Origin of the sequence: Micromonospora sp. NPDC000668, assembly GCF_042897975.1 — a bacterium.
GTDB lineage: Bacteria > Actinomycetota > Actinomycetes > Mycobacteriales > Micromonosporaceae > Micromonospora.
Genome location: NZ_JBIAYP010000004.1, coordinates 547,371 through 570,271, shown reverse-complemented (window position 1 = coordinate 570,271; position 22,901 = coordinate 547,371). Strand labels below are relative to the sequence as shown.

Annotated in this window: 20 protein-coding genes; 15 read left to right on the top strand and 5 right to left on the bottom strand. The window is 72.2% G+C overall.

Annotated features, from left to right (window positions below; translation table 11 throughout):
- The first annotated feature begins 203 nt into the window (after positions 1–203).
- The 7 genes from ACFY29_RS23455 to rny all read left to right on the top strand — a co-directional run bounded on the left by ACFY29_RS23455 (position 204) and on the right by rny (position 7,639).
- Complete coding sequence (locus tag ACFY29_RS23455; RefSeq protein WP_328424751.1) at positions 204–908, top strand: UdgX family uracil-DNA binding protein; 705 nt, start codon at positions 204–206, stop codon at positions 906–908.
- 91 nt (positions 909–999) lie between these two features.
- A complete protein-coding gene (locus tag ACFY29_RS23450; RefSeq protein ID WP_386989569.1) occupies positions 1,000–2,382 on the top strand; it encodes an MFS transporter in 1,383 nt (460 codons plus the stop codon).
- Between the two features lie 4 nt (positions 2,383–2,386).
- The gene (locus ACFY29_RS23445) at positions 2,387–2,587 is read left to right on the top strand and encodes a DUF3046 domain-containing protein (protein WP_074318010.1); all 201 of its coding nucleotides are present in this window, start codon (positions 2,387–2,389) and stop codon (positions 2,585–2,587) included.
- A 184-nt stretch (positions 2,588–2,771) separates the two neighbouring features.
- Positions 2,772–3,818 carry a recombinase RecA gene (gene recA / locus ACFY29_RS23440; RefSeq protein ID WP_053656326.1) on the top strand — a complete coding sequence of 349 codons (1,047 nt, stop codon included), beginning with the start codon at positions 2,772–2,774 and terminating at the stop codon, positions 3,816–3,818.
- A gap of 14 nt (positions 3,819–3,832) precedes the next feature.
- The gene (locus tag ACFY29_RS23435; RefSeq protein ID WP_328424757.1) at positions 3,833–4,531 is read left to right on the top strand and encodes a regulatory protein RecX; all 699 of its coding nucleotides are present in this window, start codon (positions 3,833–3,835) and stop codon (positions 4,529–4,531) included.
- 49 nt (positions 4,532–4,580) lie between these two features.
- Positions 4,581–5,285: a 3-keto-5-aminohexanoate cleavage protein gene (locus ACFY29_RS23430; protein ID WP_386989566.1), complete on the top strand. Its 705-nt coding sequence runs from the start codon at positions 4,581–4,583 to the stop codon at positions 5,283–5,285.
- A 587-nt stretch (positions 5,286–5,872) separates the two neighbouring features.
- Positions 5,873–7,639, top strand: coding sequence for a ribonuclease Y (gene rny / locus ACFY29_RS23425; protein ID WP_328424761.1), 1,767 nt, complete (start codon positions 5,873–5,875; stop codon positions 7,637–7,639).
- Between the two features lie 198 nt (positions 7,640–7,837).
- On the opposite strand, the gene ACFY29_RS23420 is transcribed toward rny, so the two are convergent.
- Genes ACFY29_RS23420 through ACFY29_RS23405 form a run of 4 tightly spaced genes read right to left on the bottom strand, consistent with a single transcriptional unit; the run spans position 7,838 to position 11,249 of the window.
- Entirely contained in the window at positions 7,838–8,815 is a 978-nt protein-coding gene (locus tag ACFY29_RS23420; RefSeq protein WP_386989563.1) for an amino acid ABC transporter permease, read from the bottom strand.
- Positions 8,812–9,519, bottom strand: coding sequence for an amino acid ABC transporter permease (locus ACFY29_RS23415; RefSeq protein WP_328424765.1), 708 nt, complete (start codon positions 9,517–9,519; stop codon positions 8,812–8,814). The genes ACFY29_RS23420 and ACFY29_RS23415 overlap by 4 nt, the downstream gene beginning before the upstream one ends.
- 41 nt (positions 9,520–9,560) lie before the next feature.
- A complete protein-coding gene (locus ACFY29_RS23410; protein WP_355608283.1) occupies positions 9,561–10,436 on the bottom strand; it encodes a glutamate ABC transporter substrate-binding protein in 876 nt (291 codons plus the stop codon).
- 57 nt (positions 10,437–10,493) lie between these two features.
- Positions 10,494–11,249, bottom strand: coding sequence for an amino acid ABC transporter ATP-binding protein (locus ACFY29_RS23405; protein ID WP_328424769.1), 756 nt, complete (start codon positions 11,247–11,249; stop codon positions 10,494–10,496).
- 194 nt (positions 11,250–11,443) lie between these two features.
- Between ACFY29_RS23405 and selD the strand changes: the two genes are divergently transcribed.
- Both selD and ACFY29_RS23395 read left to right on the top strand, forming a co-directional pair.
- Complete coding sequence (gene selD, locus ACFY29_RS23400; protein WP_355608287.1) at positions 11,444–12,433, top strand: selenide, water dikinase SelD; 990 nt, start codon at positions 11,444–11,446, stop codon at positions 12,431–12,433.
- 236 nt (positions 12,434–12,669) lie between these two features.
- Positions 12,670–13,149 carry a hypothetical protein gene (locus ACFY29_RS23395; RefSeq protein WP_386989558.1) on the top strand — a complete coding sequence of 160 codons (480 nt, stop codon included), beginning with the start codon at positions 12,670–12,672 and terminating at the stop codon, positions 13,147–13,149.
- A 51-nt stretch (positions 13,150–13,200) separates the two neighbouring features.
- On the opposite strand, the gene ACFY29_RS23390 is transcribed toward ACFY29_RS23395, so the two are convergent.
- Positions 13,201–13,455: a DUF2277 family protein gene (locus ACFY29_RS23390; RefSeq protein ID WP_386989557.1), complete on the bottom strand. Its 255-nt coding sequence runs from the start codon at positions 13,453–13,455 to the stop codon at positions 13,201–13,203.
- Between the two features lie 169 nt (positions 13,456–13,624).
- Here ACFY29_RS23390 and ACFY29_RS23385 point away from each other — a divergent pair, with 169 nt between their 5' ends.
- The 6 genes from ACFY29_RS23385 to fxsT all read left to right on the top strand — a co-directional run bounded on the left by ACFY29_RS23385 (position 13,625) and on the right by fxsT (position 22,828).
- A complete protein-coding gene (locus tag ACFY29_RS23385; protein WP_386989554.1) occupies positions 13,625–13,813 on the top strand; it encodes a hypothetical protein in 189 nt (62 codons plus the stop codon).
- 63 nt (positions 13,814–13,876) lie between these two features.
- Entirely contained in the window at positions 13,877–16,171 is a 2,295-nt protein-coding gene (locus ACFY29_RS23380; protein ID WP_386989551.1) for an FxsB family cyclophane-forming radical SAM/SPASM peptide maturase, read from the top strand.
- Positions 16,155–16,982, top strand: coding sequence for an aminoglycoside N(3)-acetyltransferase (locus tag ACFY29_RS23375; RefSeq protein ID WP_386989548.1), 828 nt, complete (start codon positions 16,155–16,157; stop codon positions 16,980–16,982). The genes ACFY29_RS23380 and ACFY29_RS23375 overlap by 17 nt, the downstream gene beginning before the upstream one ends.
- Before the next feature lie 52 nt (positions 16,983–17,034).
- A complete protein-coding gene (locus tag ACFY29_RS23370; protein ID WP_328424783.1) occupies positions 17,035–17,694 on the top strand; it encodes a TIR-like protein FxsC in 660 nt (219 codons plus the stop codon).
- Positions 17,691–18,962, top strand: a complete 1,272-nt coding sequence (locus ACFY29_RS23365; RefSeq protein ID WP_386989545.1) for a TIR-like protein FxsC — start codon at positions 17,691–17,693, stop codon at positions 18,960–18,962. The genes ACFY29_RS23370 and ACFY29_RS23365 overlap by 4 nt, the downstream gene beginning before the upstream one ends.
- Positions 18,959–22,828 carry an FxSxx-COOH system tetratricopeptide repeat protein gene (gene fxsT, locus ACFY29_RS23360; RefSeq protein WP_386989543.1) on the top strand — a complete coding sequence of 1,290 codons (3,870 nt, stop codon included), beginning with the start codon at positions 18,959–18,961 and terminating at the stop codon, positions 22,826–22,828. Before ACFY29_RS23365 ends, fxsT begins: the two co-directional genes overlap by 4 nt.
- The last annotated feature ends 73 nt before the right edge of the window (positions 22,829–22,901 follow it).

Genomic DNA, 22,901 nt, shown 5'->3' with positions numbered 1-22,901 from the left:
TGGGGACCATGGCTTCAGGTGGGACGCGCAAGGGGATCTGGATCGCGGTGGCGGTGGTGATCATCATCATCGTGATCGTGCTGATCGCGATGGCGTCCGGCGACGGCGGCGGCGGCAACGGGTACTGACGCGGTACGACCGGCTGCCCGCAGTCGCCGGGGCGTACCCGGCACGAGGCACCGAACAGGTATATAACAGTCGGCATGGCCAAGGAGACCGGGAGTGCCCCGGGCGCCCAGCGGTTCATCCCTCCCGACGCGGACACCATCGACGAGCTGCGTGCCGCCGCGGGTGGCTGTCGGGGGTGCGAGCTGTACCGGGACGCCTCGCAGACGGTCTTCGGCCGGGGCGACGAGAGCGCGCGAGTGGTGCTGGTCGGGGAGCAACCCGGCGACCTGGAGGACCAGAAGGGGCTGCCCTTCGTCGGTCCGGCCGGTCGGCTGCTGCGCCGCGCGGTCGACGACGCCGGGCTGGACCCGAGGCAGCTGTACCTCACCAACAGCGTGAAGCACTTCCGTTTTGAGCTGCGCGGCAAGCGGCGGATCCATCAGACCCCGGACCAGGTGCACATCACCGCCTGCCGGCCCTGGCTGGTCGCCGAGTTCGCCCGGCTCCGGCCGGAGATCGTGGTGGTGCTCGGCGCGACCGCCGCCAAGGCGCTGCTCGGCCCGTCCTTCCGGGTGACCAAGCAGCGCGGGGAGTTGCTGCCCTGGCCAGCCTCGGCTCAGCACCCGGAGGACTTCACCCGCGTGCCGGTGGACAGCGCCGGCACGGTGGCCGGCGTGCCGCCGGCCCGGCTGCTGGCCACCATCCACCCGTCCGCCGTGCTGCGCGCCGACGACCAGGACAAGGCGTACGAGGGACTGGTCGCCGACCTCACCGTCGCCACCCGCGCCCTGCCCGCCTGAGAACGAGCGTCGGATCGGCTGACAGCGAAACCCACTGCCGTCGGCGGCTGCGGGTGCGCGAGGATGGGCACCCCCGTCCTGAGGAGCGCCGATGGCCACCGACCTGAGCGCGCCACGTACCGTCCGGCCCGACGTCGCGCCGATCCAGCGGCATACCCTGCGGCTGCTTTTCACCACCCAGATCATCGGCGGCATCGGCGTGACCATCGGCATCGCCGTCGGTGCGCTGCTCGCCGACCGGATCGCCGGCACCGCGGTAGCCGGCCTTGCGCAGAGCGCCGGGGTGGTCGGCGCGGCGCTGCTCGCCATCCCGGTCACCCGGATCATGGCGCGGCACGGCCGTCGGCCGGGCCTGGTGGTGGCGTACGCGGTCGGTGCCGTCGGCGGCGTGCTGGTGGTGCTGGCCGCGGCAACCCGCTCGGTGCCGCTGCTCTTCCTCGGCATGCTGTTCTTCGGCGGAGGCACCGCCGCGAACCTCCAGGCCCGTTACGCGGCGGTGGACCTCGCCGAGCCTGCCCGCCGGGCTCGGCAGCTCTCCCTGATCGTCTGGGCCACCACCATCGGCGCGGTGGCCGCTCCGAACTTCGCCGCCCTGGCCGACCGGGTCACGAGTGGCTGGGGACTGCCGCCGCTGGCCGGCCCGTTCGCGTTCAGCGCGGTCGCGTTCGTGCTGGCCGGCGGCGTACTCCTCGGGTTGCTCCGACCCGACCCGCTGCTCACCGCGCGCCGTCTCGCGGCGGCTGACGCGCCGGTGGCCGACGTGCCGGCGGCCGTGCTGGCCGCCGAGGCGCCAGCGGACGGCGGCCCGGTCGGTGGCGATGTGGCGCCGGCCGCCGCGCCGGTCGAGGTGCGCGCGCCGCGCGGCGCCGGGATGCGGGTGGCCTGGTCGGTGGTACGCGAGCGGCCCGCCGCCCGGCTCGGCATCGCGGCGGTGGCGGTCGGCCACCTGGTGATGGTGGCGGTGATGTCGATGACCCCGGTGCGGCTCGGTGAGTCGCACGCCGACGCCGACGTGCTGCGGCTGGTCGGCATCGTGCTGAGCCTGCACATCGCCGGCATGTACGCCCTCTCCCCGCTGGTCGGCTGGCTCACCGACCGGCTCGGCCGGCGGGTGGTGATCCTCGGTGGGGTCGGGCTGCTGCTGGCAGCCTGTGCGGTCGCCGGCACCTCCGGGCACCACACGCCCCGGCTCTCGGTCGGTCTGGTGCTGCTCGGGCTGGGTTGGTCGGGGACGATGGTGGCCGGCTCGACGCTGCTCTCCGAGTCGGTGCCGGCCGGCGTGCGGCCGAGTGTCCAGGGGCTGTCCGACCTGACCATGGGGCTGGCCGGGGCCGGCGCCGCCATGGCTAGCGGGTTTGTCATGCAGGTCGCCGGTTATCCGGTGCTCACCCTGCTCGCGGCGGTCGCGACGGTGCCCCTGGTGGCGCTAGCGTTGCGCCCGGTGCCGACCGGGGCACCGGACGAGGAGGGCTGATCACGTGCGGCTGACCGACTTCTGGGCGCGGCTGGAGGAGGCGTTCGGGCCCGGCTACGCGGCCAGCATCGCCCGCGACCAGGTGCTGTCCCAGCTCGATGGACGCACCATCGAGCAGGCGTTGGCGTCGGGGGAGCAGACGCACGTGGTGTGGCGGGCGGTGTGCGCCGCGTACCCCGACCGAGTGCCCGCGCGACTACGCTGAGCAGCCTTTCCGGCGCTTCCGCGTGTCGCTTGTCGAGTCGTACACCTGTTCGGCTATTGTCCACAGCGGGGTGCTCGTCCACAGCTCGCGGCCCGTCGGCTGGTTTTCTGTCGGACCCAGCGCCTAGCGTGTCCGCGTGACGCGAAGCTCAGCAAAGACGCCGGCGAAGGCAGGGGTGGCAACCATGGCAGCAGGGCCTGACCGGGAGAAGGCACTCGACCTAGCTCTCGCTCAGATTGACAAGCAATTCGGCAAGGGCTCGGTGATGCGGCTGGGGGACCGGCCCGTCGTCCAGACCGCGATCATCCCGACCGGCTCCATCGCGCTCGACGTGGCACTCGGCATTGGCGGCCTGCCGCGCGGCCGGGTGGTCGAGATCTACGGCCCGGAGTCCAGCGGTAAGACCACGGTGGCGCTGCACTCGGTGGCCAGCGCCCAGCGGCTCGGCGGCATCGCGGCCTTCATCGACGCCGAGCACGCGCTCGACCCGGAGTACGCGAAGGCCCTCGGGGTCGACACCGACGCGATGCTGGTCTCCCAGCCGGACACCGGCGAGCAGGCGCTGGAGATCGCGGACATGCTGATCCGCTCCGGCGCGATCGACATCATCGTGATCGACTCGGTGGCGGCCCTGGTGCCGCGCGCCGAGATCGAGGGTGAGATGGGCGACAGCCACGTGGGCCTCCAGGCCCGGCTGATGAGCCAGGCGCTGCGGAAGATCACCGGTGTGCTCAGCAACACCGGCACCACGGCGATCTTCATCAACCAGCTCCGGGAAAAGATCGGCGTGATGTTCGGCAGCCCGGAGACCACCACCGGTGGTCGGGCACTGAAGTTCTACGCCTCGGTCCGGCTCGACGTGCGACGCATCGAGAGCCTCAAGGACGGCACCGACGTGGTCGGTAACCGCACCCGGGTCAAGGTCGTGAAGAACAAGGTCGCGGCCCCGTTCAAGCAGGCCGAGTTCGACATCATGTACGGCAAGGGCATCTCGCGCGAGGGCTCGCTGATCGACGTCGGCGTGGAGCAGGCGATCATCCGCAAGTCCGGCGCCTGGTACACGTACGACGGCGACCAGCTCGGCCAGGGCAAGGAGAAGGCTCGGGAGTTCCTCAAGGAAAACCCGGACGTGGCTGCCGAGATCGAGAAGAAGATCCTGGAGAAGCTCGGCGTCGGGGTCGGTGCGGGTGACGCCGCCGGCGGCCCGGAGCTGCCGCCGGTCGACTTCTGACCGGTCGCTGACCCATGGCAGGACGACGCGCCCGTACGGGACGGGGCTGGGATGCCAGCCCACCCCGTACGGGCGATGCCAGTGACCCGCCCCGCCCTCGCCGGGGTCGCCGTGGCCGGTCCGAGGAGGCCGACGCCGTCGAGTCCTCGGCGCCGCCTCGTGACGAGTCGGAGGTGGCGCGCGAGATCTGCCTGCGCCAGCTCGCCGTCCGGCCACGCACCCGGGCCGAGCTGGCCGGGGCGCTGGCCAAGCGGGGCATCTCCGAGCAGGTCTCGGCCGAGGTCCTCGACCGGTACGACGAGGTCGGCATCATCGACGACGCCGCGTTCGCTCGGGCCTGGGTGTCCAGCCGGCACACCGGGCGTGGCCTGGCTCGCCGGGCGCTCGCCAACGAGCTGCGCCAGCGGGGCGTGGACGGTGAGGTGGCCACCGAGGCGCTGGGCGAGCTGGACGAGGAGACCGAGGCCGAGACCGCCCGTGCCCTCGTGGAGAGGAAGCTGCGCACCGCCCGGGGTGAGCCCGACGCGATCTTCCGGCGACTGGTGGGCATGCTGGCCCGCAAGGGCTACCCACCCGGCGTGGCGATCCGGGCAGTGAAGGACGCGATCGCGGCGCAGAGCGCCGAGGCGGCCGAGTTCGCCGAGCAGATCGACGCCGACGCGCTCGCCGACGCCGAGGGCGAATTGGACCGCGACAACCGTCCGGTCGAGTGAGCGGCCCGGTCGGTGGTCCGGGGCGAATCCCGATGGGGGTGTGGGCCGGATGCTGAAGGCATGTCTGAACGGCGGACGCGGCCGGGAAGCCCATCCGGCCGTGCCGCTCACTCCGGCGGAGTTGGCCGCCGACGCGGCCCGCTGTGCGGCACTCGGCGTCGCGGCCGTGCACGTCCATCCCAGGGACGCGGCCGGCGCCGAGTCACTGCGGCCGGCGGTGACCGCTGACGCGCTGACCGCGATCCGCGCCGCCCGGCCGGGGCTGCCGGTCGGGGTGAGCACCGGAGCCTGGATCGAGCCGGATCCGGCCGCCCGGGTCGCCGCCGTCCGGGCCTGGCCGGTGCTGCCCGACTTCGCCTCGGTCAACGCACACGAGCCCGGCGCCGAGGCGGTCGCCGCCGCCCTGCACGAGCGCGGTGTGCTCGTCGAGGCGGGGCTGTGGACGCTCGACGCGGTCGCGGCGTACCGGAGCTGGCGGGTGCCGGCCGGCCGGGTCCTCGTCGAGTGCATGGCCGAGGACGTGGCGGTCGCGCTGGTCGACGCATCCCGGATCCTCGCCGCGCTGCCGTCAGACGCACCGCCGGTGCTGCTGCACGCCGAGGGTCCGGCGACCTGGCCGGTCCTCGCCGAGGCGGTTCGCCGGAGTCTGGGCGCCCGGATCGGGCTCGAGGACACCCTGCACCTGCCGGACGGCTCGCCCGCTGCGGACAACGCGGCGTTGGTGGCGGCAGCGGTGGCGGCCGGCGCCGGCTGACCGGAGTCGGGCCGGGTCTCGGGCCGGTGTCCTCAGTTAGACGGATGGGTCACACCCCGCTCGGTCGTCGGCCGTCGCCTGACAACCGCCTGGGCGCGGGCTGAGCAGGCCCGACACGTCCAGGGGGCAGTGCGCCTCGCGGAGTTTGTCCCCTCCTGTCCGACGCGATATCAGCACGCCGTGACGCCGCAACTTCGCTCCGTTCGGGGGGTTTGATCATGAGTCCTTGACCAGACCGCCCCTGGCGACCTAGCCTCGCCATACAGGCTCACATTGCCCGACCAGCGCAGGCTAAGCGCACAACATAGATCGCGTAACAGAACAGCATCACTTTGGCCGACTCCGCGGCCTTTGGCGGCAGTTCCGGACAGGCCGGTCCGGAACGCCGCGACAACTGCACCCGGTCGCCGACGTTGCCTGAGGGCACCGCCGGCGGAGAAAGCTAACCACGGCCAGCCGCTCCGGTCGGGCGTCCACAGCCGCAGGAGTGTGCCCCCGGCACAGTCGCTGCGGTCTCGACGTTCAGGGGAGGCGGCCATGGCGGGGCGGCGGCACAGGTTCACCAGCGGGCCCCACGGGGTCCCGGCATGAACGCCTTCGACATCGTGCTCCTCGCGGCCGTCCTGATCCTCGCCGTGGTGGTGGTCGGGGCCGTGCTGGTCGGCGTCCGGACGCTGCGCCGGATGGGTGCGGCGCCGGCGCCGGAGGACCCCGCCTTCATCGCCGAGAAGGACCGCCAGGAGCAGTCGCTGGCCGCCCTGCGCACCGCGGCCGACAAGGCGAACAGCACGATCGACGTGGCGAAATCCGCAGCGGCCGCCGCCCGCGCTGAGGCGGCGGCGGCTACCGCCGAGGCGAAGGCCGCCCGGGCAGAGGCCCGCCGGGTGCTCGACGACGCCCGCGCCGAGGCGGACACCGTGCTGGAACGCGCGCACAAGCAGGCCGAGGCGGACGCCGAGCAGTTGCGCACCACCGCCCGGCGCAGCGGCGAGCGGGAGGTCGCGGTGCTCGCCGCCACCACCCGGGAGCAGGCCGCCGAGGTGGAGCGCCGGGCAGCCCGGATGGACGAGCGGGAGCGGCTGCACACCGAGGAGGTGGAGCGGTTCGCCGAGCGGGAGCGGCAGCTCACCGAGGCGAGGGCCGCGCTGGCGGCCCGGAAGTCCGCGCTCAGCCAGCGCGAGACCGACCTGGCCGAGGCGGAGGAGTTGCGCCGTCGGGAGCTGGAGCGGGTGGCCGGGCTCACCGCCGAGGCGGCCCGGCTGGAGCTGATCGAGGCCATCGAGACGCAGGCCAAGCGGGAGGCCGCGCTGTTGGTGCGGGACATCGAGTCCGACGCGCGCAGCACCGCCGAGCAGCGGGCCAGACACATCGTGGTGGACGCGATCCAGCGGGTGGCCAGTGAACAGACCGCGGAGAGCGTGGTCAGCGTCCTGCACCTGCCCGGCGACGAGATGAAGGGGCGGATCATCGGCCGGGAGGGCCGCAACATCCGCGCCTTCGAGTCGGTGACCGGGGTCAACCTGATCATCGACGACACCCCGGAGGCGGTGCTGCTGTCCTGCTTCGACCCGGTGCGCCGGGAGGTCGGCCGGCTCACCCTGGAGAAGCTGGTGCTGGACGGGCGGATCCACCCGCACCGGATCGAGGAGGTCTACGACCTGGCCCGGCACGAGGTGGAGGAGCTCTGCCAGCGGGCCGCCGAGGACGCCCTGGTCGAGGTCGGCATCACCGAGATCCACCCGGAGCTGGTCACCCTGTTGGGCCGACTGCGCTACCGCACGTCGTACGGCCAGAACGTGCTCAAGCACCTGGTCGAGACCGCGCACATCGCCGGCATCATGGCCGCCGAGCTGCGGCTGGACGTGCCCATCATCAAGCGGTCGGCGTTCCTGCACGACATCGGCAAGGCGCTCACCCACGAGGTGGAGGGCAGTCACGCCATCATCGGCGCCGACCTGGCCCGCAAGTACGGCGAGCACGAGGACGTGGTGCACGCCATCGAGGCGCACCACAACGAGGTGCCGCCGCAGACCATCGAGGCCGTGCTCACCCAGGCCTCCGACGCCTGCTCCGGTGGGCGGCCGGGCGCGCGCCGGGAGAGCCTGGAGGCGTACGTCAAGCGGCTGGAGCGGATCGAGGAGATCGCCGCCAGCAAGCTCGGCGTGGACAAGGTCTTCGCCATGCAGGCCGGCCGGGAGATCCGGGTGATGGTCAAGCCGGACGACGTGGACGACATCGGGGCGGCCGTGCTGGCCCGGGACGTCGCCAAGCAGATCGAGGAGGAGCTGACCTATCCGGGTCAGATCCGGGTCACCGTGGTCCGCGAGTCCCGCGTCACCGAGATCGCCCGCTGAGTCAGACCGGCAGCCCTCTCCGGGCGGACCGCCCGGGCGGACCAAGCGGCCGGGCGGACCTCCCGACCAAGCGGCCGGGCGGACCAAGCGGCCGGAGTCAGCGTTCCAGGTCGCCGGCGTGATGGCACGACCCTGGCATTGACCGAAGGGCCGCCCCGAATCATTCGGGGCGGCCCTTCTTGGTCGGTGTGGCGTGGCTCAGATGCCGCCGCCCCCGCCGCCGCCTTCGGCCTGCGACATGAGCGCGGCCGGCGGCAGGTGGTCCGTCGCGATGCCTGCCGTCTTGCGGCCCCGGGAGAGCCGGCGCTGGACGTACTGGGCCAGCTTCGACAGCGAGTAGTTCACCGCGATGAAGAGCACGGCGATCACGACGTACACCTGGATCGGGTTGCCCAGCACGCCGATGATCTGCTTGCCGATGTTCAGTGTTTCCTCGTAGCTGATGATGAAGCCCAGCGAGGTGTCCTTGAGCACCACGACCAGCTGGCTGATCAGCGCCGGCAGCATGATCCGGAAGGACTGCGGCAGCAGGATCATCCGGGTGATCTGCGCCGGGGAGAGCCCGATGGCGGCGGCGGCCTCCGCCTGACCGCCCGGCAGCCCCTCCATGCCGGAGCGGAGGATCTCGGCGATCACCACCGAGTTGTAGATGGTGAGGCCGATCACCAGGTACCAGAGGTTGTCGAAGTAGAGGCCGAACTCGGGGAAGCCGCGGGCCACGAAGAAGATGGTGAGCACCACGGGCAGGCCGCGGAACACCTCGACGCAGACCCGGGTGACCGCCGACAGCAGCGTGCTCAGCCCGCGCAGCAGGTACGCCACCGGCGTCGCCGCGCCGGTGAACCGGCGCCGGGTCAGGCTCTTGAGCTGGATCCGTAGTACGGCGAGCAGCGTGCCGACCACCAGCGAGGCCAGGATGGCCAGTGCCGCCGCGATCAGGGTGTTCTTGAAGCCGAGGCCGATCCGATCCCACACCTGCGAGAAGTTCTCGTTGGAGGGGTCGACCAGCGGGCCCCACAGCTCCATCGACAGCTGGCCCTTGTCGTCCAGCGGCAGGTAGATCAGGAAGTACGCCCCGATCAGCAGCACCACCGTGGCGACCAGGCTGCTGATGAGCGTGATCCGCCGCTGGCGGGGGCCGGGAACGTCGTAGAGGACGCTGGTCTGCCGGGTCATCGGGCCACCGCCTGTCGCTTCTCCAGCCGGTCCAGCAGGGCGCCGAGCGGCACAGTCATGATCAGGTATCCGATCGAGATGCCGATGGCGACGGGGATGAAGGCGTAGCCCTCGGCCGAGGTGAGCTGGTCGGCGGTCTGCGACAGGTCACCGACCACCCCGAAGAAGCCGACCAGCGCGGAGTTCTTGATCATCGCGATGATCACCGAGCCGAGCGGCACCACGGAGGCCTTCCAGGACTGCGGCAGCACCACGTGGCGCAGGTTCTGGCCGAAGGTGAGCCCGAGCGAGCGTGCCGCCTCGGCCTGCCCCGGCGGCACCGCGTTCACCCCGGAGCGCAGCGCCTCGCAGACGAACGCCGCGGTGTAGAGCACCAGGGCGATCAGGGCGAAGCGGAAGTACGGCAGGTCAGTGCCGAGCCGGTTGAACAGCGAGTCCAGGACGGGGATGCGCAGGAAGTCGGCGTTGGAGCCGAGCGCCGGCAGACCGAACGCGGCGAAGAACATCACCACGGTCAGCGGCATGTTGCGGAAGACGTTGACGTAAACCGTGCCGACCGCCCGCAGCGGCGGCACGGGGGAGATCCGCAGTACCGCCACGATGGCGCCCAGGATCAGGGCGCCGATCGCGGCGAGTACGCAGATCTGGAGGGTGAGCCAGAAACCACCCGCAAAGACGTCGAACTTGTCGATGAGCACGTTCACGGGTCGGTGTTCCTCCCCACCCTCCAGATCGAAGGATCAGATCAGTAGCGGTTGATGGTCGGAGCCGCGCCCAGTTCCGCGCCGAACTTGCCGGCGGTGTCGTCCCAGGCCTTCTTCCAGCTACCGTCGGCGACCGCCTTGTCCAGCGTGTCGTTGATGAAGCTGCGGAAGTCCGCGTCCTCCTTCTTCACACCGATGCCGTACGGCTCCTTGGTGAAGTTGGTGCCGGCCAGCTTGAAGGACGCCTCGTCCTTGGCGATGTAGCCGAGCAGGATCACGTTGTCCGTGGTGACGGCGTTGACCTGGCCACCCTTGAGGGCGTCGCGGCACTTGTCGTAGGTGTCGAAGAGCACCAGCTGGGTGCCGACGTCCTTGACGTACTGCTTGATCGTCTCGGCCGGGGTGGAGCCGGTGACCGAGCAGACCTTCTGGGTGCCGTCCTTGAACGAGTCCGGACCGGTGATGGTGGTGTCGTCCTTCTTGACCAGGATGTTCTGGCCGGCCTCGTAGTACGGGCCTGCGAAGGCGATCCGCTCCTTGCGCTTGTCGTTGATCGTGTACGTCGCCGCGACGAGGTCGACGTTGCCGTTGACGATGACGTCCTCACGGACCTTCGACGGCGTCTCGACGTACTCGATCTTGTCCTCGGGGATACCGAGCTCCTTGACGATGATCTTGGCGATCTCGACGTCGAAGCCCTCCGGCTTGCCCGACAGGCCCTTCTGGCCGAAGCCCGGCTGGTCGAACTTGGTGCCGATCTTGATCTTCTGCGCCTTGTTCAGCTTCTCCATGGTGCTGCCGGCCGCGAAGGACTTGCTGCCGGAACCGGCGTCCTCCCCGTCGTCACCGCCACAGGCGGTCAGGCCGAGCGCCAGAGCGGCGACCGCGGCGACCGCGGCAACGCGCTTGATACGCATACTCTTCTCCTTCTTCGACGGAGCCCACCGGTGTCCGGCGCGCCCCACTGCGGACACCTAGTGCGTGAGGATCTTGGAGAGGAAGTCCCGGGCGCGCTCACTGCGCGGGTTGGCGAAGAACTCCGCCGGCGGGGCGTCCTCGACCAGTTGGCCGTCGGCCATGAAGATGACCCGGTTCGCGGCGTGCCGGGCGAAGCCCATCTCGTGGGTGACCACGACCATCGTCATGCCGTCGCGGGCCAGCGAGGTCATCACGTCCAGCACCTCGCCGACCATCTCCGGGTCCAGCGCGCTGGTCGGCTCGTCGAAGAGCATCGCCTTGGGCTGCATGGCCAGCGCCCGGGCGATGGCCGCCCGCTGCTGCTGGCCGCCGGAGAGCTGGGCCGGGAACTTGTCCGCCTGGTTGGCGATGCCGACCCGGTCGAGCAGGGCCAGGCCGCGCTCGCGGGCTGCCGCCGGCTTCTCCTTGCGGACCTTGACCGGGCCGAGGGTGACGTTCTCGAGGATGGTCTTGTGGGCGAAGAGGTTGAAGGACTGGAAGACCATGCCAACCTCGCTGCGCAGCTTGGCGAGGGCCTTACCCTCGGCCGGCAGTGGCTCGCCGTCGAAGGTGATGGTGCCTGAGTTGATCGGTTCCAGTCGGTTGATGGCGCGGCACAGCGTCGACTTGCCGGAGCCGGACGGGCCGATCACCACGACCACCTCGCCCCGACCCACCGACAGCGAGACGTCATCCAGCACGTGCAGCGGTCCGAACCATTTGTTGACCGCGTCCAGCACGATGAGCGGTTCGCCCGTCGTCACGTCGTCCACCGTCCCTGTCGTCTCCCGGATCGGGGTCGGTTGACCCCCGGTGCGGCCACTGTAGGCGGCGCTATGTGGCAGAACGCAACCTGGCGGGTCACGGAGCGGTAACACCGGTCACGATCGTCGTGCCGAGTCCGATTCCGGTCACTGTGCGGACTGCGGCGGTGGCATCGGCCGCGAGTAACCGAAATCATAGGGGGATGACCGAACCGGTACGGCTGACCCGTTACGCCCGCGGTGGCGGCTGCGCCTGCAAGATTCCCCCGGGCGAACTCGAGATCATGGTGGCGGGTCTCGGCCCGGCCACCGGCACCGCCGAGCTGCTGGTCGGTCTGGACCACGGTGACGACGCGGCGGTGGTCCGCCTGGACGAGCGGACCGGCCTGGTCACCACCGCCGACTTCTTCACACCGGTGGTCGACGACGCGTACGACTGGGGGCGGATCGCTGCCGCCAACGCGCTCTCCGACGTGTACGCCATGGGTGGCGTCCCGCTGGTAGCGCTCAACCTGCTCTGCTGGCCGCGCGACGTGCTGCCGCTGGAGCTGGCCCGCGAGGTGCTGCGCGGCGGCCAGGACGTGGCCCGGGAAGCCGGCTGTCACCTGGCCGGCGGGCACAGCGTGGACGACGACGGCCCGAAGTACGGCCTCGCGGTCACCGGCACGGTCCGGCCGGAGGAGCTGATCACCCTCGACGCCGGCCGGGCCGGGGTGCCGCTGTCGCTGACCAAGCCGCTCGGGGTGGGCGTGCTGAACACCCGGCACAAGAACACCGGCGAGAGCTTCCCGGAGGCGGTGGCCACGATGAGCGCGCTCAACCGGGACGCCGCCCGGGCGGCGGTCGCCGCCGGCATCCGCTGCGGCACCGACGTGACCGGATTCGGTCTGCTCGGGCATGCCTCGAAGCTGGCCCGGGCCAGCCGGCTCACGGTGGCGATCGACACCGCCCGGGTGCCCTACCTGGCCGGTGCGCGGGAGGCGCTGCGCGACGGGTACGTCAGCGGCGGCACCCGGCGCAACCTGGACTGGGTCACCCCGTGGACCGACTTCGGCGCCGCGGACGAGGGCGAACGGCTGCTGCTGGCCGACGCGCAGACCTCGGGCGGCCTGCTGGTCGCCGGTGAGCTGCCGGGCGCGCCCGTGGTGGGTGAGCTCCTGCCCCGCAGCGAGCACCTGGTCGTCCTGCGCTGACCGGCCGGGCGGCCCCGCCGTCGGGGCCCGGAACACGCGGCGGCGGTGGTGCAGATGGCGCACCATACCCGATAAACTGTCACCTTCCGGCCACTCGAAGCAATGCTGCTCGGGGAAATTTTGCCCGGAATGGTCACAGACCGGTAACTTGCCCCCGGCTGAGGTCAAATGCCCCCCACCATCGTCAGTAAGGCCCGATCCGGAGGCCGGTGGGACGAACGCAGCGAGGAGGCGGAATGACCGAGCTGTGGAACTGGAGAATCGACCGGGTACGACCCGTGGAGGTCTACCCGGCGCTGGCCGAGGCGCTCGGTCGGGTGGTGATGCCGCTGGCGGTGGCCGACCCGGCCCGACTGCCGGCGTACGCGGTGGTCTGCGACGTCTGGCAGGCGCCGGGCGACTTCGCGACGATCGTGGACTGCTACGGGGTGCCCGAGCGGCTCTCCCAGCACGCCAGCATCGCCGCGCTGGCCCGGCTACTGGACCGCAACTGCCTGCTGCGCGACGACACGCTCGACGCCGGCCGACACCTGCTCGTCGCTCCGGACGGCACGGTCCGCCCGGTGCACTTCGACATCCGGGACACCGACGACGGCGAGGTGCTCAGCAGGCAGCGGCTCTGCACGCTGGCCGACCCGGGCTGCCGGGGCTGGTCGCAGTGCCACCGCTCGCGTTGGGCGCCGGACACGGTCGCTCCGGTGCTCGCCGCGGCCTGACCCTCCGGTCCCGCCCGGCCGGCTCCCGGTCGCCGGGTGCCGCCCTGGCGATCAGCCGCGGCCGGAGGCGGTGGCCGGCTGGTCCGCGGCGGACGGCCCGGCACCCCGCACCACAAGCTGGTCGAGCAGGGTGCGGGTGGCCTCGGTCACGGCGGCCACGGCGGCGTCGAACGCGGCGGCGTTGTGCGCGGCGGGCGCCCGGAAGCCCGAGATCTTGCGGACGTACTGCAACGCCGCCGCCTCGATGTCCGCCTCGGTCACCTGCGGGGTGAACGGCTCACGCAGCGTCTTGATGCTCCGGCACATATGACTCCCTCATCTGTCGCTGTCGACACCCCGACTGCCACCAGCGGTGCCGGCGATTGTACCGACGGTGACACTGGGTCGATATTTGTCTATCCTGGTCACGGACCAGAGCCTTTCGAGCCATTGCCGCCGCTCGCGCTCCCGCGCCCCGGGCCCCCGGAGACTCATTGTGGACCATGCCCCCACCCGCCCATCCCGTCCCGCGCTCGCCGATCTGACGCGTTGCCTGCACACCCCGCTGGAGCGGATCGCCGTCGACCATGCCGACCTGGTCGCGACGGTCCGGCAGCGCGTCCTCGCCGATGATTCGATGCCCTCGGGCACCGTTCCCGTCGCCGCCTTCAACTCGTCCATCTGATCGATGGTCTGCTGGTGTGGTTCGCCCGGGTCGGGCGGATCGTGCCGGCGGATCAGCCAGTTCGTGCTGAAGGTGCACAGCAGGTGTGACCTCAGCTGCGACCACTGCTACGTCTACCAGCACGCCGACCAGACCTGGCGTGGCCGGCCGGTCCGGATGCCACTGGCCACCGTCCGGGCCGCCGCGAAGCGGATCGCCGAGCACGCGCGCGACCACGGGCTGCCGGTGGTGCACGTGGTGCTGCACGGCGGCGAGCCGCTGTTGCTCGGTGCGGCCGGGCTGCGCGAGGTGCTGGCCGAGTTGCGGGCGGCGATCACCCCCTGGGCCCAGCTCGACCTGCGCATGCAGACCAACGGCGTGCTGCTCGACGAGGAGCTGTGCGGCGTGCTGGTCGACCACGACGTGAAGGTCGGCGTGTCGTACGACGGCGACCGCGCCGCCAACGACCGGCACCGCGTGTTCGCCCACGGCGGCAGCAGTCACGACCACGTCCGGCGGGCTCTGGCCCTGCTCCGTCACCCGGCTCATCGCGCCAGCTACGCCGGCATCCTCTGCACCGTCGACGTCCGTAACGATCCCGACCGGGTCTACGAGGCACTGCTGGCCGAACACCCGCCCCGGGTCGACCTGTTGCTGCCGCACGCCACCTGGGATCACCCCCCGGCCCGCCCCGACGTCACGGCCACCCCGTACGCGGACTGGCTGGGGCGCATCTACCGGCGGTGGGTGGACGACGGGCGGCCCGTGTCGATCCGGCTGTTCGAGGCGCTGCGCCCGGGTGGAGGCGGCACCGAAGCGTTCGGCCTCGCCCCGGCCGATGTGCTCGTGGTCGAGGCGGACGGCACCTGGGAGCAGGTCGATTCGCTGAAGACCGCGTACCACGGCGCGGCCGGCACAGGATTCGACGTGTTCGGTCAGTCGGTGGACGAGGCCGCCCGGCACCCGGGGGTCGCCATTCGACAGGACGGTGTGGCCGGGCTCAGTGCCATCTGCCGGGCCTGCCCGGTCGTCGACCGGTGCGGCGGGGGCCTGTACGCCCACCGTTGGCGCACCGGTTCCGGCTTCGACAACCCCTCGGTGTACTGCGCCGATCTGCGCGGCCTGATCGACACGGTGGCCGCGTACCCGCCACCGGGCCACGCCGCCCACCCCGCGTCACCCGAGCGGGACGACTCGCCCGTCGACGAGCTGCTGGACGAGCTGGCGACCGGGCACGAGTCGGAGCAGACCCTGGATCTACTCGCCGCCACCCAGCTCTCCATCACCCGGGCGCTGCTGGCGGCGTGGCGGGAGAAGACCGGCCGCACCGCCGCCTGGGAGCTGCTCGCGCACCTCGACGGCACCGCACCGGACGCGGTCCGGGCGGTCCTCACGCACTCCTTCGTCCGCCCGTGGCTGGCGCACTGCCTCGGCCCGTCGGCCCGGTCCGGGCTCGCCCGGGCGGTCGACCCGCTACCGGCCCTCGCCATCGCCGCCGCCCTCCGGGCGGGCGTCCCGACCGCGCTGAGCATCCCGGTGCCGGCCGGCACGATCACGCTGCCCACGCTCGGCAGCCTGGTCTTGCCGAGCGGCAGCGGGGAGAGCGCCGAGGTGACCGTCCTCCCGGGCGAGTTCCGGGTCCGAGTCGGGCCGGCGGAGCAGGTGGTGTCCCTCGATCCGGCCGGGCCGCCGTCGGCCGGCTGGCGACCCACGCGCGGCGTGCCGGTGCCCGGTCGTCACCTGTTCGTCGAGGACGGCGACCCGTACCGGGACTGCTACGGCCAGCCCGTCGCGCCCCGCCTGGACGACGCGGCGGCGCGTGCGTTGGGCCGTACCCTGGCCGACGCCTGGCGCGTCGTGCACCGCGACGTGTCGGCCCACGCGGCGGCGCTCGACGCCGGTCTGCGCGCCGTCGTGCCGCTGGCCCCTGACCCGGCGAGACCGCTGCGGAGCGCCACCGCCCGGGACGCGTTCGGTGCGGTCGCCGTCACCCCCATCCCGGACCCGGAGACGATGGCAGTGCTGCTCGTGCACGAGTGGCAGCACGCGAAGCTCGGTGCGGTGCTCGACCTGTACGACCTCGTCGAGCCGAGCTCAGCCACCCGGATCCGGGTGCCCTGGCGCCCCGATCCCCGCCCGCCAGAGGGGGTGCTCCAGGGGGTGTACGCCCACCTGGCGGTCACCCAGGTGTGGCGGTCCCGGGCGGACGCCGACCGGCCCGGCCACCGGGACGCGCCCGCGCACGCAGCCCGTTACCTGTCGTGGACCCGCAACGGCGCCGACGCGCTGCTGGCCAGCCGCACGCTCACGCCGGCAGGGGAGCGGTTCGTCGGCCGGATCCGGCACGCCCTGGAGGAGACCCGTGTCGGGCCCGGATAAGACGCGCGACCCGCCCGCGCTGGGCCGCCCCCGCCTCGCCGCGGACCTGCAGGCGATGGGCGTCCGTCCGGGTGCGTGCCTCCTGGTGCACTGTGGCCTCCGGCGGGTGGGTCCGCTGGAGCGCGGCCCCGCGACACTCGCCGGTGCGCTGCGCGACGTCCTCGGCCCGGCCGGCACGCTGCTGGTCCCCACCCAGACCGCCGGCAACTCGACCACCTCCCGGACCTACCTGGCGGCCACCGCCGGCATGGACGCGGCGCAGCTCGCCCGGTACGAGGCCGCCCTGCCCGGCTGGGACGGCCGGACCACCCCCTCACAACGGATGGGGGCGCTCGCCGAGTTCGTCCGGTGTGCCCCCGGTGCGGTGCGCAGCGATCATCCGCAGACTTCGTTCGCCGCGCTCGGTCCCCGGGCGCGGCAGCTCACCGACCGCCACGACCTCGACTGCCACCTGGGCGAACGCTCACCGATGGGTGCCCTGTGCGCGGCGGACGGGCAGATCCTCCTGCTCGGCGTCGGCTACGAGGCGTGCAGCGCGCTGCACCTGGCCGAGTACCGGCTGCCGGTGCCGCCGCCGGAGCGGGACTACCGCTGTTTTCGGCTCGTCGACGGGCGTCGGGTCCGCCTCGACTTCCGCGCCCTCGACCTGGACGACAGCGACTTTCCGACAGTGGGGGCCGCGCTCGACGGCGAGCCGTTCGTCCGGCACGGTCGGGTCGGCCGGGCGAGCGCGCGACTGCTGCCGCTGCGCGCCACTGTGGACTTCGCGGTCGGTTGGCTCGCCGCGAACCGCTTGGCGGCCAGGCATTGACGTGGGGACTACTCTGATGGTCCGGCCGCGTGGGGAGGGCGGAGGGACTGCAGTGAGCACAGTGGACCCGCACTCCGGCACGCGCGCCCCACTGTTCTTCCTCAGCTACTCACGGTCGCCGGTCCGCCGGGCCACCGGCAACCCCGCCGAATACGTCTCCCGTTTCTACGAGGACCTGTCGGTTCACGTCAGCGAGCTGGTCGGCCCGGTGACCGGAGTCGACCCCGGCTTCATGGACAGCTCCATCGCGGGCGGCGAACGCTGGAGCCCGGAGCTGCTCGAGGCCGCCGGCACCTGCCAGGTCTTCGTTCCGCTGGTGTCCAGCGCGCTGCTCGGCAGCGACTGGTGTGGCCGGGAGTGGGATGCCTTCTCCCGCAGGCGGATCGTCCGGCGGCCCGGCGCCGCCTCGGCGCACGAGACGGCGATCGTGCCGGTCACCTGGTCGCCGACGAACGGCACGCCACTGCCCCGGGTACTCCGCGACATCCAACGGTTCACCCCGACCGCGATGCCGGATCCCGACATCGCGGTGCACTACCAGCGGGATGGGGTCTACGGATTGCTCACCATGCAGTGGGAGAACGCCTACCGGGCGGTGGTCTGGCGGCTCGCCCAACGGATCGTGGCCATCCACCGGTCGTACCTGGTGGAGCCATGGGTGCCGGCGAGCGTGGACGACCTGTGCAACCGGTTCGCCGAGGAACCGGGATGAGCCCGCCGACGGGCCGACGCCGGGCGGCGGCCCGGGGGACGTACTTCTTCCTCAGCTATGCCCACTCCGCGCCGCCGCAGGGCGCGCGGGCCGACTCCGACGTCTGGGTCGGCCAGTTCTTCGACGACCTGACCGCGGAGGTGACCCGCCAGGCGCGGCCGGTGGCGGGGTTGCGGATCGGGTTCTTCGACCAGCACATTCCGTTGGGCGCCGACTGGAAGGCGGCCCTCGCGGAGGCGCTCGGTGATGCGGAGGTCTTCGTCCCGCTCTACTCGCCCGGTTACTTCAGCCGCCCGTGGGCGCTGGGAGAGCAGGAATCGTTCCGGGCCCGGCTGGCCGCTGCCGGGCAGGCCCGGACCGCCGCCGGCCACCTCACCCCGGTGCTGTGGATCCCCTTCCCGCCCTGGGAGACCCACCCGGAGCTGGACGGCGCCCTGGACCTGGGCCGGGACATCCCGGAGTACGCCGAGAACGGCCTGCGCGCGCTCTGCATGCTGGCCTCCTACCGGGCACAGTACGAACTCCTGCTGAGCCGGTTGGCCGCCCGGATCGTGCACACCGCCGAGCGGCAGCCGCTGGGCCCGTCCCGGGCGCCCGGCCTGGACGAGGTCACCCGCCCGGCACCGACCGACCCGGACTTCGTCGTCGCCGTCCTGGCCCCCACCCGGGACCACCTGCCGGCCGACCGTGATCCCGCCGGCTACGCCGCCAGCGGCCGGCTCTGGCGGCCGTACGGCAGCCGTCAGGAGCTGCCCGCCGCCGAGTACGCGGCCAGCACGGCCGAGCGGCTCGGGCTGTCGGCCCGCACGGCGGACTTCGCGCAGGCCGCCGGGCTGCTCGACCGCCGACCGGCCGTGCTGTTGGTCGACCCGTGGATCGTGGCGGCGCCGGACGCGCCCGGCACCCTCGAAGGCCTGCTGCACGGCCTGCGGGAGTGGGTCGTCCCGCTCGTGGTCACCGACGACGACGATCCGCAGGACGCCGCCCGATGGGCCACCGAGGTGACGGAGCTGCTGCACGACGCCGGCCTGCCCCAGGTGAAGCAGGCGTGCACCATGCGGGAGTTCGTCGACCTGATGCCGGCGCTGGTGACCGAGGCCCGCCGCCAGTTCCTCAAGTACGCCCCGGTCGTCGCCTTCCCCCCGCCGCCGGAGCCGGTGCCCAGCCTGCGCGACGTGCCGCCCGGCCCCGTCCCGGCGAATCCACCCGACCTTGCGTCCCCGCCCGATGATCCGGCGACACCGCGTCCCCACGGAGAGAACCAATGAGCAACGATCGCGAAGGCCAGGTCGTCACCTTCTACTCGTTCAAGGGTGGGACGGGCCGGACGATGGCGCTGGCGAATGTGGCCTGGATCCTGGCGGCCAGTGGACGGCGGGTGCTGGTCGCGGACTGGGACCTCGAATCACCCGGCCTGCACCGCTTCTTCCACCCCTTTCTCGACGCCGAGGCCATCCAGGGCACCAGCGGCGTCATCGACCTGATCCGCGACTACGAGTGGGAGACCACCCGGACCGACGACCGCCCCGAGCGGTGGATGGAGCAGTACGCCCGCGTCGGCCGCCACGCGTTCTCGCTGCGCTGGAACTTCCCGGACGGCGGCGGGCTCGACTTCCTCTCCGCCGGCCGTCAGAACAGCGACTACGCCGTCTCGGTGAGCGGGCTGGACTGGGACAACTTCTACAACCGGCTGGGCGGGGCGCAGTTCTTCGAGGCGCTGCGGGCGGACATGAAGCGGCAGTACGACTTCACGCTGATCGACAGCCGGACGGGGCTGAGCGACGTCGCCGACATCTGCACCCTGCACCTGCCGGACACCCTGGTCGACTGTTTCACCCTCAGCGACCAGGGCATCGACGGCGCGGCCCGGGTCGCGCACTCGGTGCGGGACCGCTATCGGCGGCGGGACATCCGGGTCCTGCCGGTGCCGATGCGGGTGGACCAGGCCGAGAAGGAGCGCGCCGAGGCGGGCCGCCTGTTGGCCATGCGCCGGTTCGGCGGGCTACCGGCCGGCATGACGGAGGCCGAGCGGCGGCGGTACTGGGCGGCGGTGGAGGTCCCGTACCGGCCGTTCTACGCGTACGAGGAGACGCTGGCGACGTTCGGCGACCCGCCCGGCTCCCCGACGTCACTGCTGGCCGCGTTCGAGACGTTGACCGGGATCCTCACCGAGGGAGCGGTGACCTCGCTGCCGGTCATGGACGAGTCGGTGCGGGAACGGGGCAAGGCCCGCTTCCGCAGGCGTACCGAGGCGATCGACGACCAGATCGTGCTCCGCTGCGCCCCGGAGGACGCCATCTGGGCCGAGTGGCTGGAGCGGGTGCTCAGCTCGGCCGGGATGCGGGTCGTGGACCCCGGGTCCGCCGTCGGGTCCGCCGGTACGCCCGCCCCGCGCACGCTGACGGTGGTGTCGCCGGCCTACGTGGCGACACCGTCCGGTGGCCTGCCGGCCCGCGACACCAGCACCGGCTCCACGGCCCTCGCCGTGTACGTCTCCGACCTGCGCCCGCTGGCGGAGTTCCCGGCCCAGAGCTCGACCAACCTGGTCAACGTGAGCGCCGCGACGGCCGTGGAGCGGGTGTTGCGGCTGGTCGGCCGACCGGTGCCGTCGCCAGCGGACGGCCCGGCGGGCGGGGGTGCCCGCTATCCCGGCGCCGAGCCGTTGATCTTCAATGCGCCCAACCGGAACGCGCGCTTCACCGGCCGCGAGGACGACCTGGCGCAACTGCGCGCCCAGTTGCAGAGCGGAGGCAGCGCGGTGGTGCTGCCGGTCGCTCTGCAGGGCATGGGCGGCGTCGGCAAGACGCAGGTCGCCCTGGAGTACGTGCACCGGTTCAAGGCCGCCTACGACGTGGTCTGGTGGATCGTCGCGGACCCGCCGCAGTTCGTCGACACCGCCCTGGCCGACCTCGCCACCCGGCTCGGCATCACCGCCGGGCCCACCACGCCCGACACCGTCCGGTCGGTGCTGCAGGTGTTGGGCCGGGGCGAGCCGTACGAGCGGTGGCTCGTCGTGCTCGACAACGCCGAGGAACTCGACCAGATCGAGCCGTTCCTGCCACAGGGGCCTGGGCACGTCCTGCTGACCTCCCGCAACCGTGCCTGGGGTGATCGGGCGAACCCGATCCAGGTCGATGTCTTCGACCGGACGGAGAGCGTCGCTCACCTCGCCCAGCGGGTGCCCACGATCAGCGGAGAGGAGGCCGACCGGGTGGCCGATGCGCTCGGCGACCTGCCGATCGCGGTGGCCGCCGCAGGCGCGTGGCTCGCCGACACCGGCACGTCGGTCGCCGACTACCTGCGGCAGATCGAGCGGCACGGCCCCAGCGCGCTCTCCGTGGAGGCCACCTGGGACCTGTCGTTGAACCGGCTGCACGATCAGGCGCCCGCCGCGTACCGGCTGTTGCAGCTCTGCTCGGTGCTGGCCCCGGAGATCGCCCTCGACCTGATCTACAGCGACGAGATGGCGGCGGCCCTCGTGCCGTTCGACCCGTCGGTGTCGGAACGGCTCGTCCGCGGCGCGCTGATCCAGCAGATCAACCGGCTGGCGCTGCTCAAACTCGACGTCCAGGGCGGTCGGGTCCAGGTGCACCGGTTGTTGCAGGCGGTGGTGCGGGACCGGATGACCGACGACGAGATCGTCACCGTTCGGCACCAGGTGCACCTGGTGCTGGCCGCGTCCCGACCGCGCGGCGACGTGGACGATCCGACCACCTGGCCCCGGCTGCGCATGCTCTGGCCACACCTGGAGGTCTCCGACGCGGTGTCCTGCCCCGACGAGTCGGTGTGTCAACTGCTGATCGATCGGGTCCGCTACCTGTGGCAGCGCGGCGGCCTGGAGCAGGCCAACGGGTTCAGCGAGCAGGTGGACGAAACCTGGTCCGCGCGGCTGGAGGGCCTGGACGATGAGGGTGAGGCCACGGCGCTGGGTCGCCAGCTGCTGTACCTGCGGTTCAACCGGGCGAACATCCTGCGCAGCCTGGGCCGCTTCGACGAGTCCCGGGACCTGGACGAGGCGGTGCTGGCCGAGCAGCGCCGGCTCCTGGGCCCGTTGCACCCGCACAGTCTGATGACCGCCGGCAGTCTCGCCGGTGACCTGCGGGCACTCGGCCGGTACGCCGAGGCGCTGGAACGGGACCGGTCCACGTACGCCTCCTGGCTCCAGGTGTTCGGCGAGGACCATCCCCGGACGTTGAGCGCGGCCAACAACCTCGCTGTCTCGTACCGGCTGGTCGGCGACTACCGGTCGGCCCGCCGATGGGACGACGAGGTGCACCAGCGGCGGCGGCTGGTACTCGGCCCCACCAACCCGTACACCCTGGTCTCCGCCGTCCGACTGGGCAGCGACCTGCGCGAGGCCGGCGAGTACGAGAGGTCGGCCATCCTGCTGCGCACGGTGTACGACGCGTACTGCGAGGTGCTGGGGCCCGACGACGGCCTCTCCCTCGGCGCCCAGGTCAACCTGGCGGTGTCGCTGCGCAGTACCGGTCGGGCGGGCGAGGCCGCACCCTTGTTCGAGGCGGCCTACCGGAAGCTCGACGAACGCTTCGGGCCGGACAACCCGGACACGGTGTCGTGCCGGGCGAGCCGGGCGGCGAACCTGCTGGCGGTCGGCGACGCGGCCCGGGCGCTCACCGAGATGACCGCGGTCAGCCAGGCGTACGAGGAGGATCTGCGCCTCGGCCCCACGCACCCGCACACCCTGGCGACGTTGAGCAACATCTCCGCCGCCGAACGTGCGGTCGGCCGCCGGTCGGAGGCCCGCGCGTCGGCCGCGCGGGCGGCCGGCGAGCTGCGCAAGGTGCTCGGCCCGGATCACCCGCACACCCTGGCGGCGGAAGTGAACCAGGCGGTGTGCCTCGCCGAGGAGGGTGAGTGGGTGCCGGCGCGGGAGCGGCTGCGGGAGACCGCCGACCGGCTGTCCGAGGTGATCGGCGCGGCTCACCCCGACACGCTTCGCTGCCTCGGTGATCTCGCCCTGGTGTCGAGGCACGCTGGTGACGGCGCTCCCGCCGAGGCCGTGGCCGCGGTGGCCGACCGGCTGGCCGAGGTGATCGGCCAGGAGCATCCAACCGTGCAGACCCTGCGTGAGCGGCGGTTCGTGGTCCGGGTGATCGACCCGCACTCGTTCTGACCGGGGGCAGGTGGCGACTCGGCGGCCGGTCCGGTCGTCCGGGCCGTCGCCGTGGCCGTGCTGCGGCTCGGGC

Excerpts from the sequence above, each read along its gene's own strand:
- ACFY29_RS23450 (WP_386989569.1), top strand. The coding sequence starts at position 1,000 with ATGGCCACCGACCTGAGCGCGCCACGTACCGTCCGGCCCGACGTCGCG.
- ACFY29_RS23390 (WP_386989557.1), bottom strand. The coding sequence starts at position 13,455 with ATGTGCCGGAGCATCAAGACGCTGCGTGAGCCGTTCACCCCGCAGGTG.
- ACFY29_RS23455 (WP_328424751.1), top strand. The coding sequence starts at position 204 with ATGGCCAAGGAGACCGGGAGTGCCCCGGGCGCCCAGCGGTTCATCCCT.
- selD (WP_355608287.1), top strand. The coding sequence starts at position 11,444 with ATGACCGAACCGGTACGGCTGACCCGTTACGCCCGCGGTGGCGGCTGC.
- ACFY29_RS23395 (WP_386989558.1), top strand. The coding sequence starts at position 12,670 with ATGACCGAGCTGTGGAACTGGAGAATCGACCGGGTACGACCCGTGGAG.
- fxsT (WP_386989543.1), top strand. The coding sequence starts at position 18,959 with ATGAGCAACGATCGCGAAGGCCAGGTCGTCACCTTCTACTCGTTCAAG.
- ACFY29_RS23435 (WP_328424757.1), top strand. The coding sequence starts at position 3,833 with ATGGCAGGACGACGCGCCCGTACGGGACGGGGCTGGGATGCCAGCCCA.
- ACFY29_RS23410 (WP_355608283.1), bottom strand. The coding sequence starts at position 10,436 with ATGCGTATCAAGCGCGTTGCCGCGGTCGCCGCGGTCGCCGCTCTGGCG.
- ACFY29_RS23430 (WP_386989566.1), top strand. The coding sequence starts at position 4,581 with ATGCTGAAGGCATGTCTGAACGGCGGACGCGGCCGGGAAGCCCATCCG.
- recA (WP_053656326.1), top strand. The coding sequence starts at position 2,772 with ATGGCAGCAGGGCCTGACCGGGAGAAGGCACTCGACCTAGCTCTCGCT.
- ACFY29_RS23420 (WP_386989563.1), bottom strand. The coding sequence starts at position 8,815 with ATGACCCGGCAGACCAGCGTCCTCTACGACGTTCCCGGCCCCCGCCAG.
- ACFY29_RS23365 (WP_386989545.1), top strand. The coding sequence starts at position 17,691 with ATGAGCCCGCCGACGGGCCGACGCCGGGCGGCGGCCCGGGGGACGTAC.
- rny (WP_328424761.1), top strand. The coding sequence starts at position 5,873 with ATGAACGCCTTCGACATCGTGCTCCTCGCGGCCGTCCTGATCCTCGCC.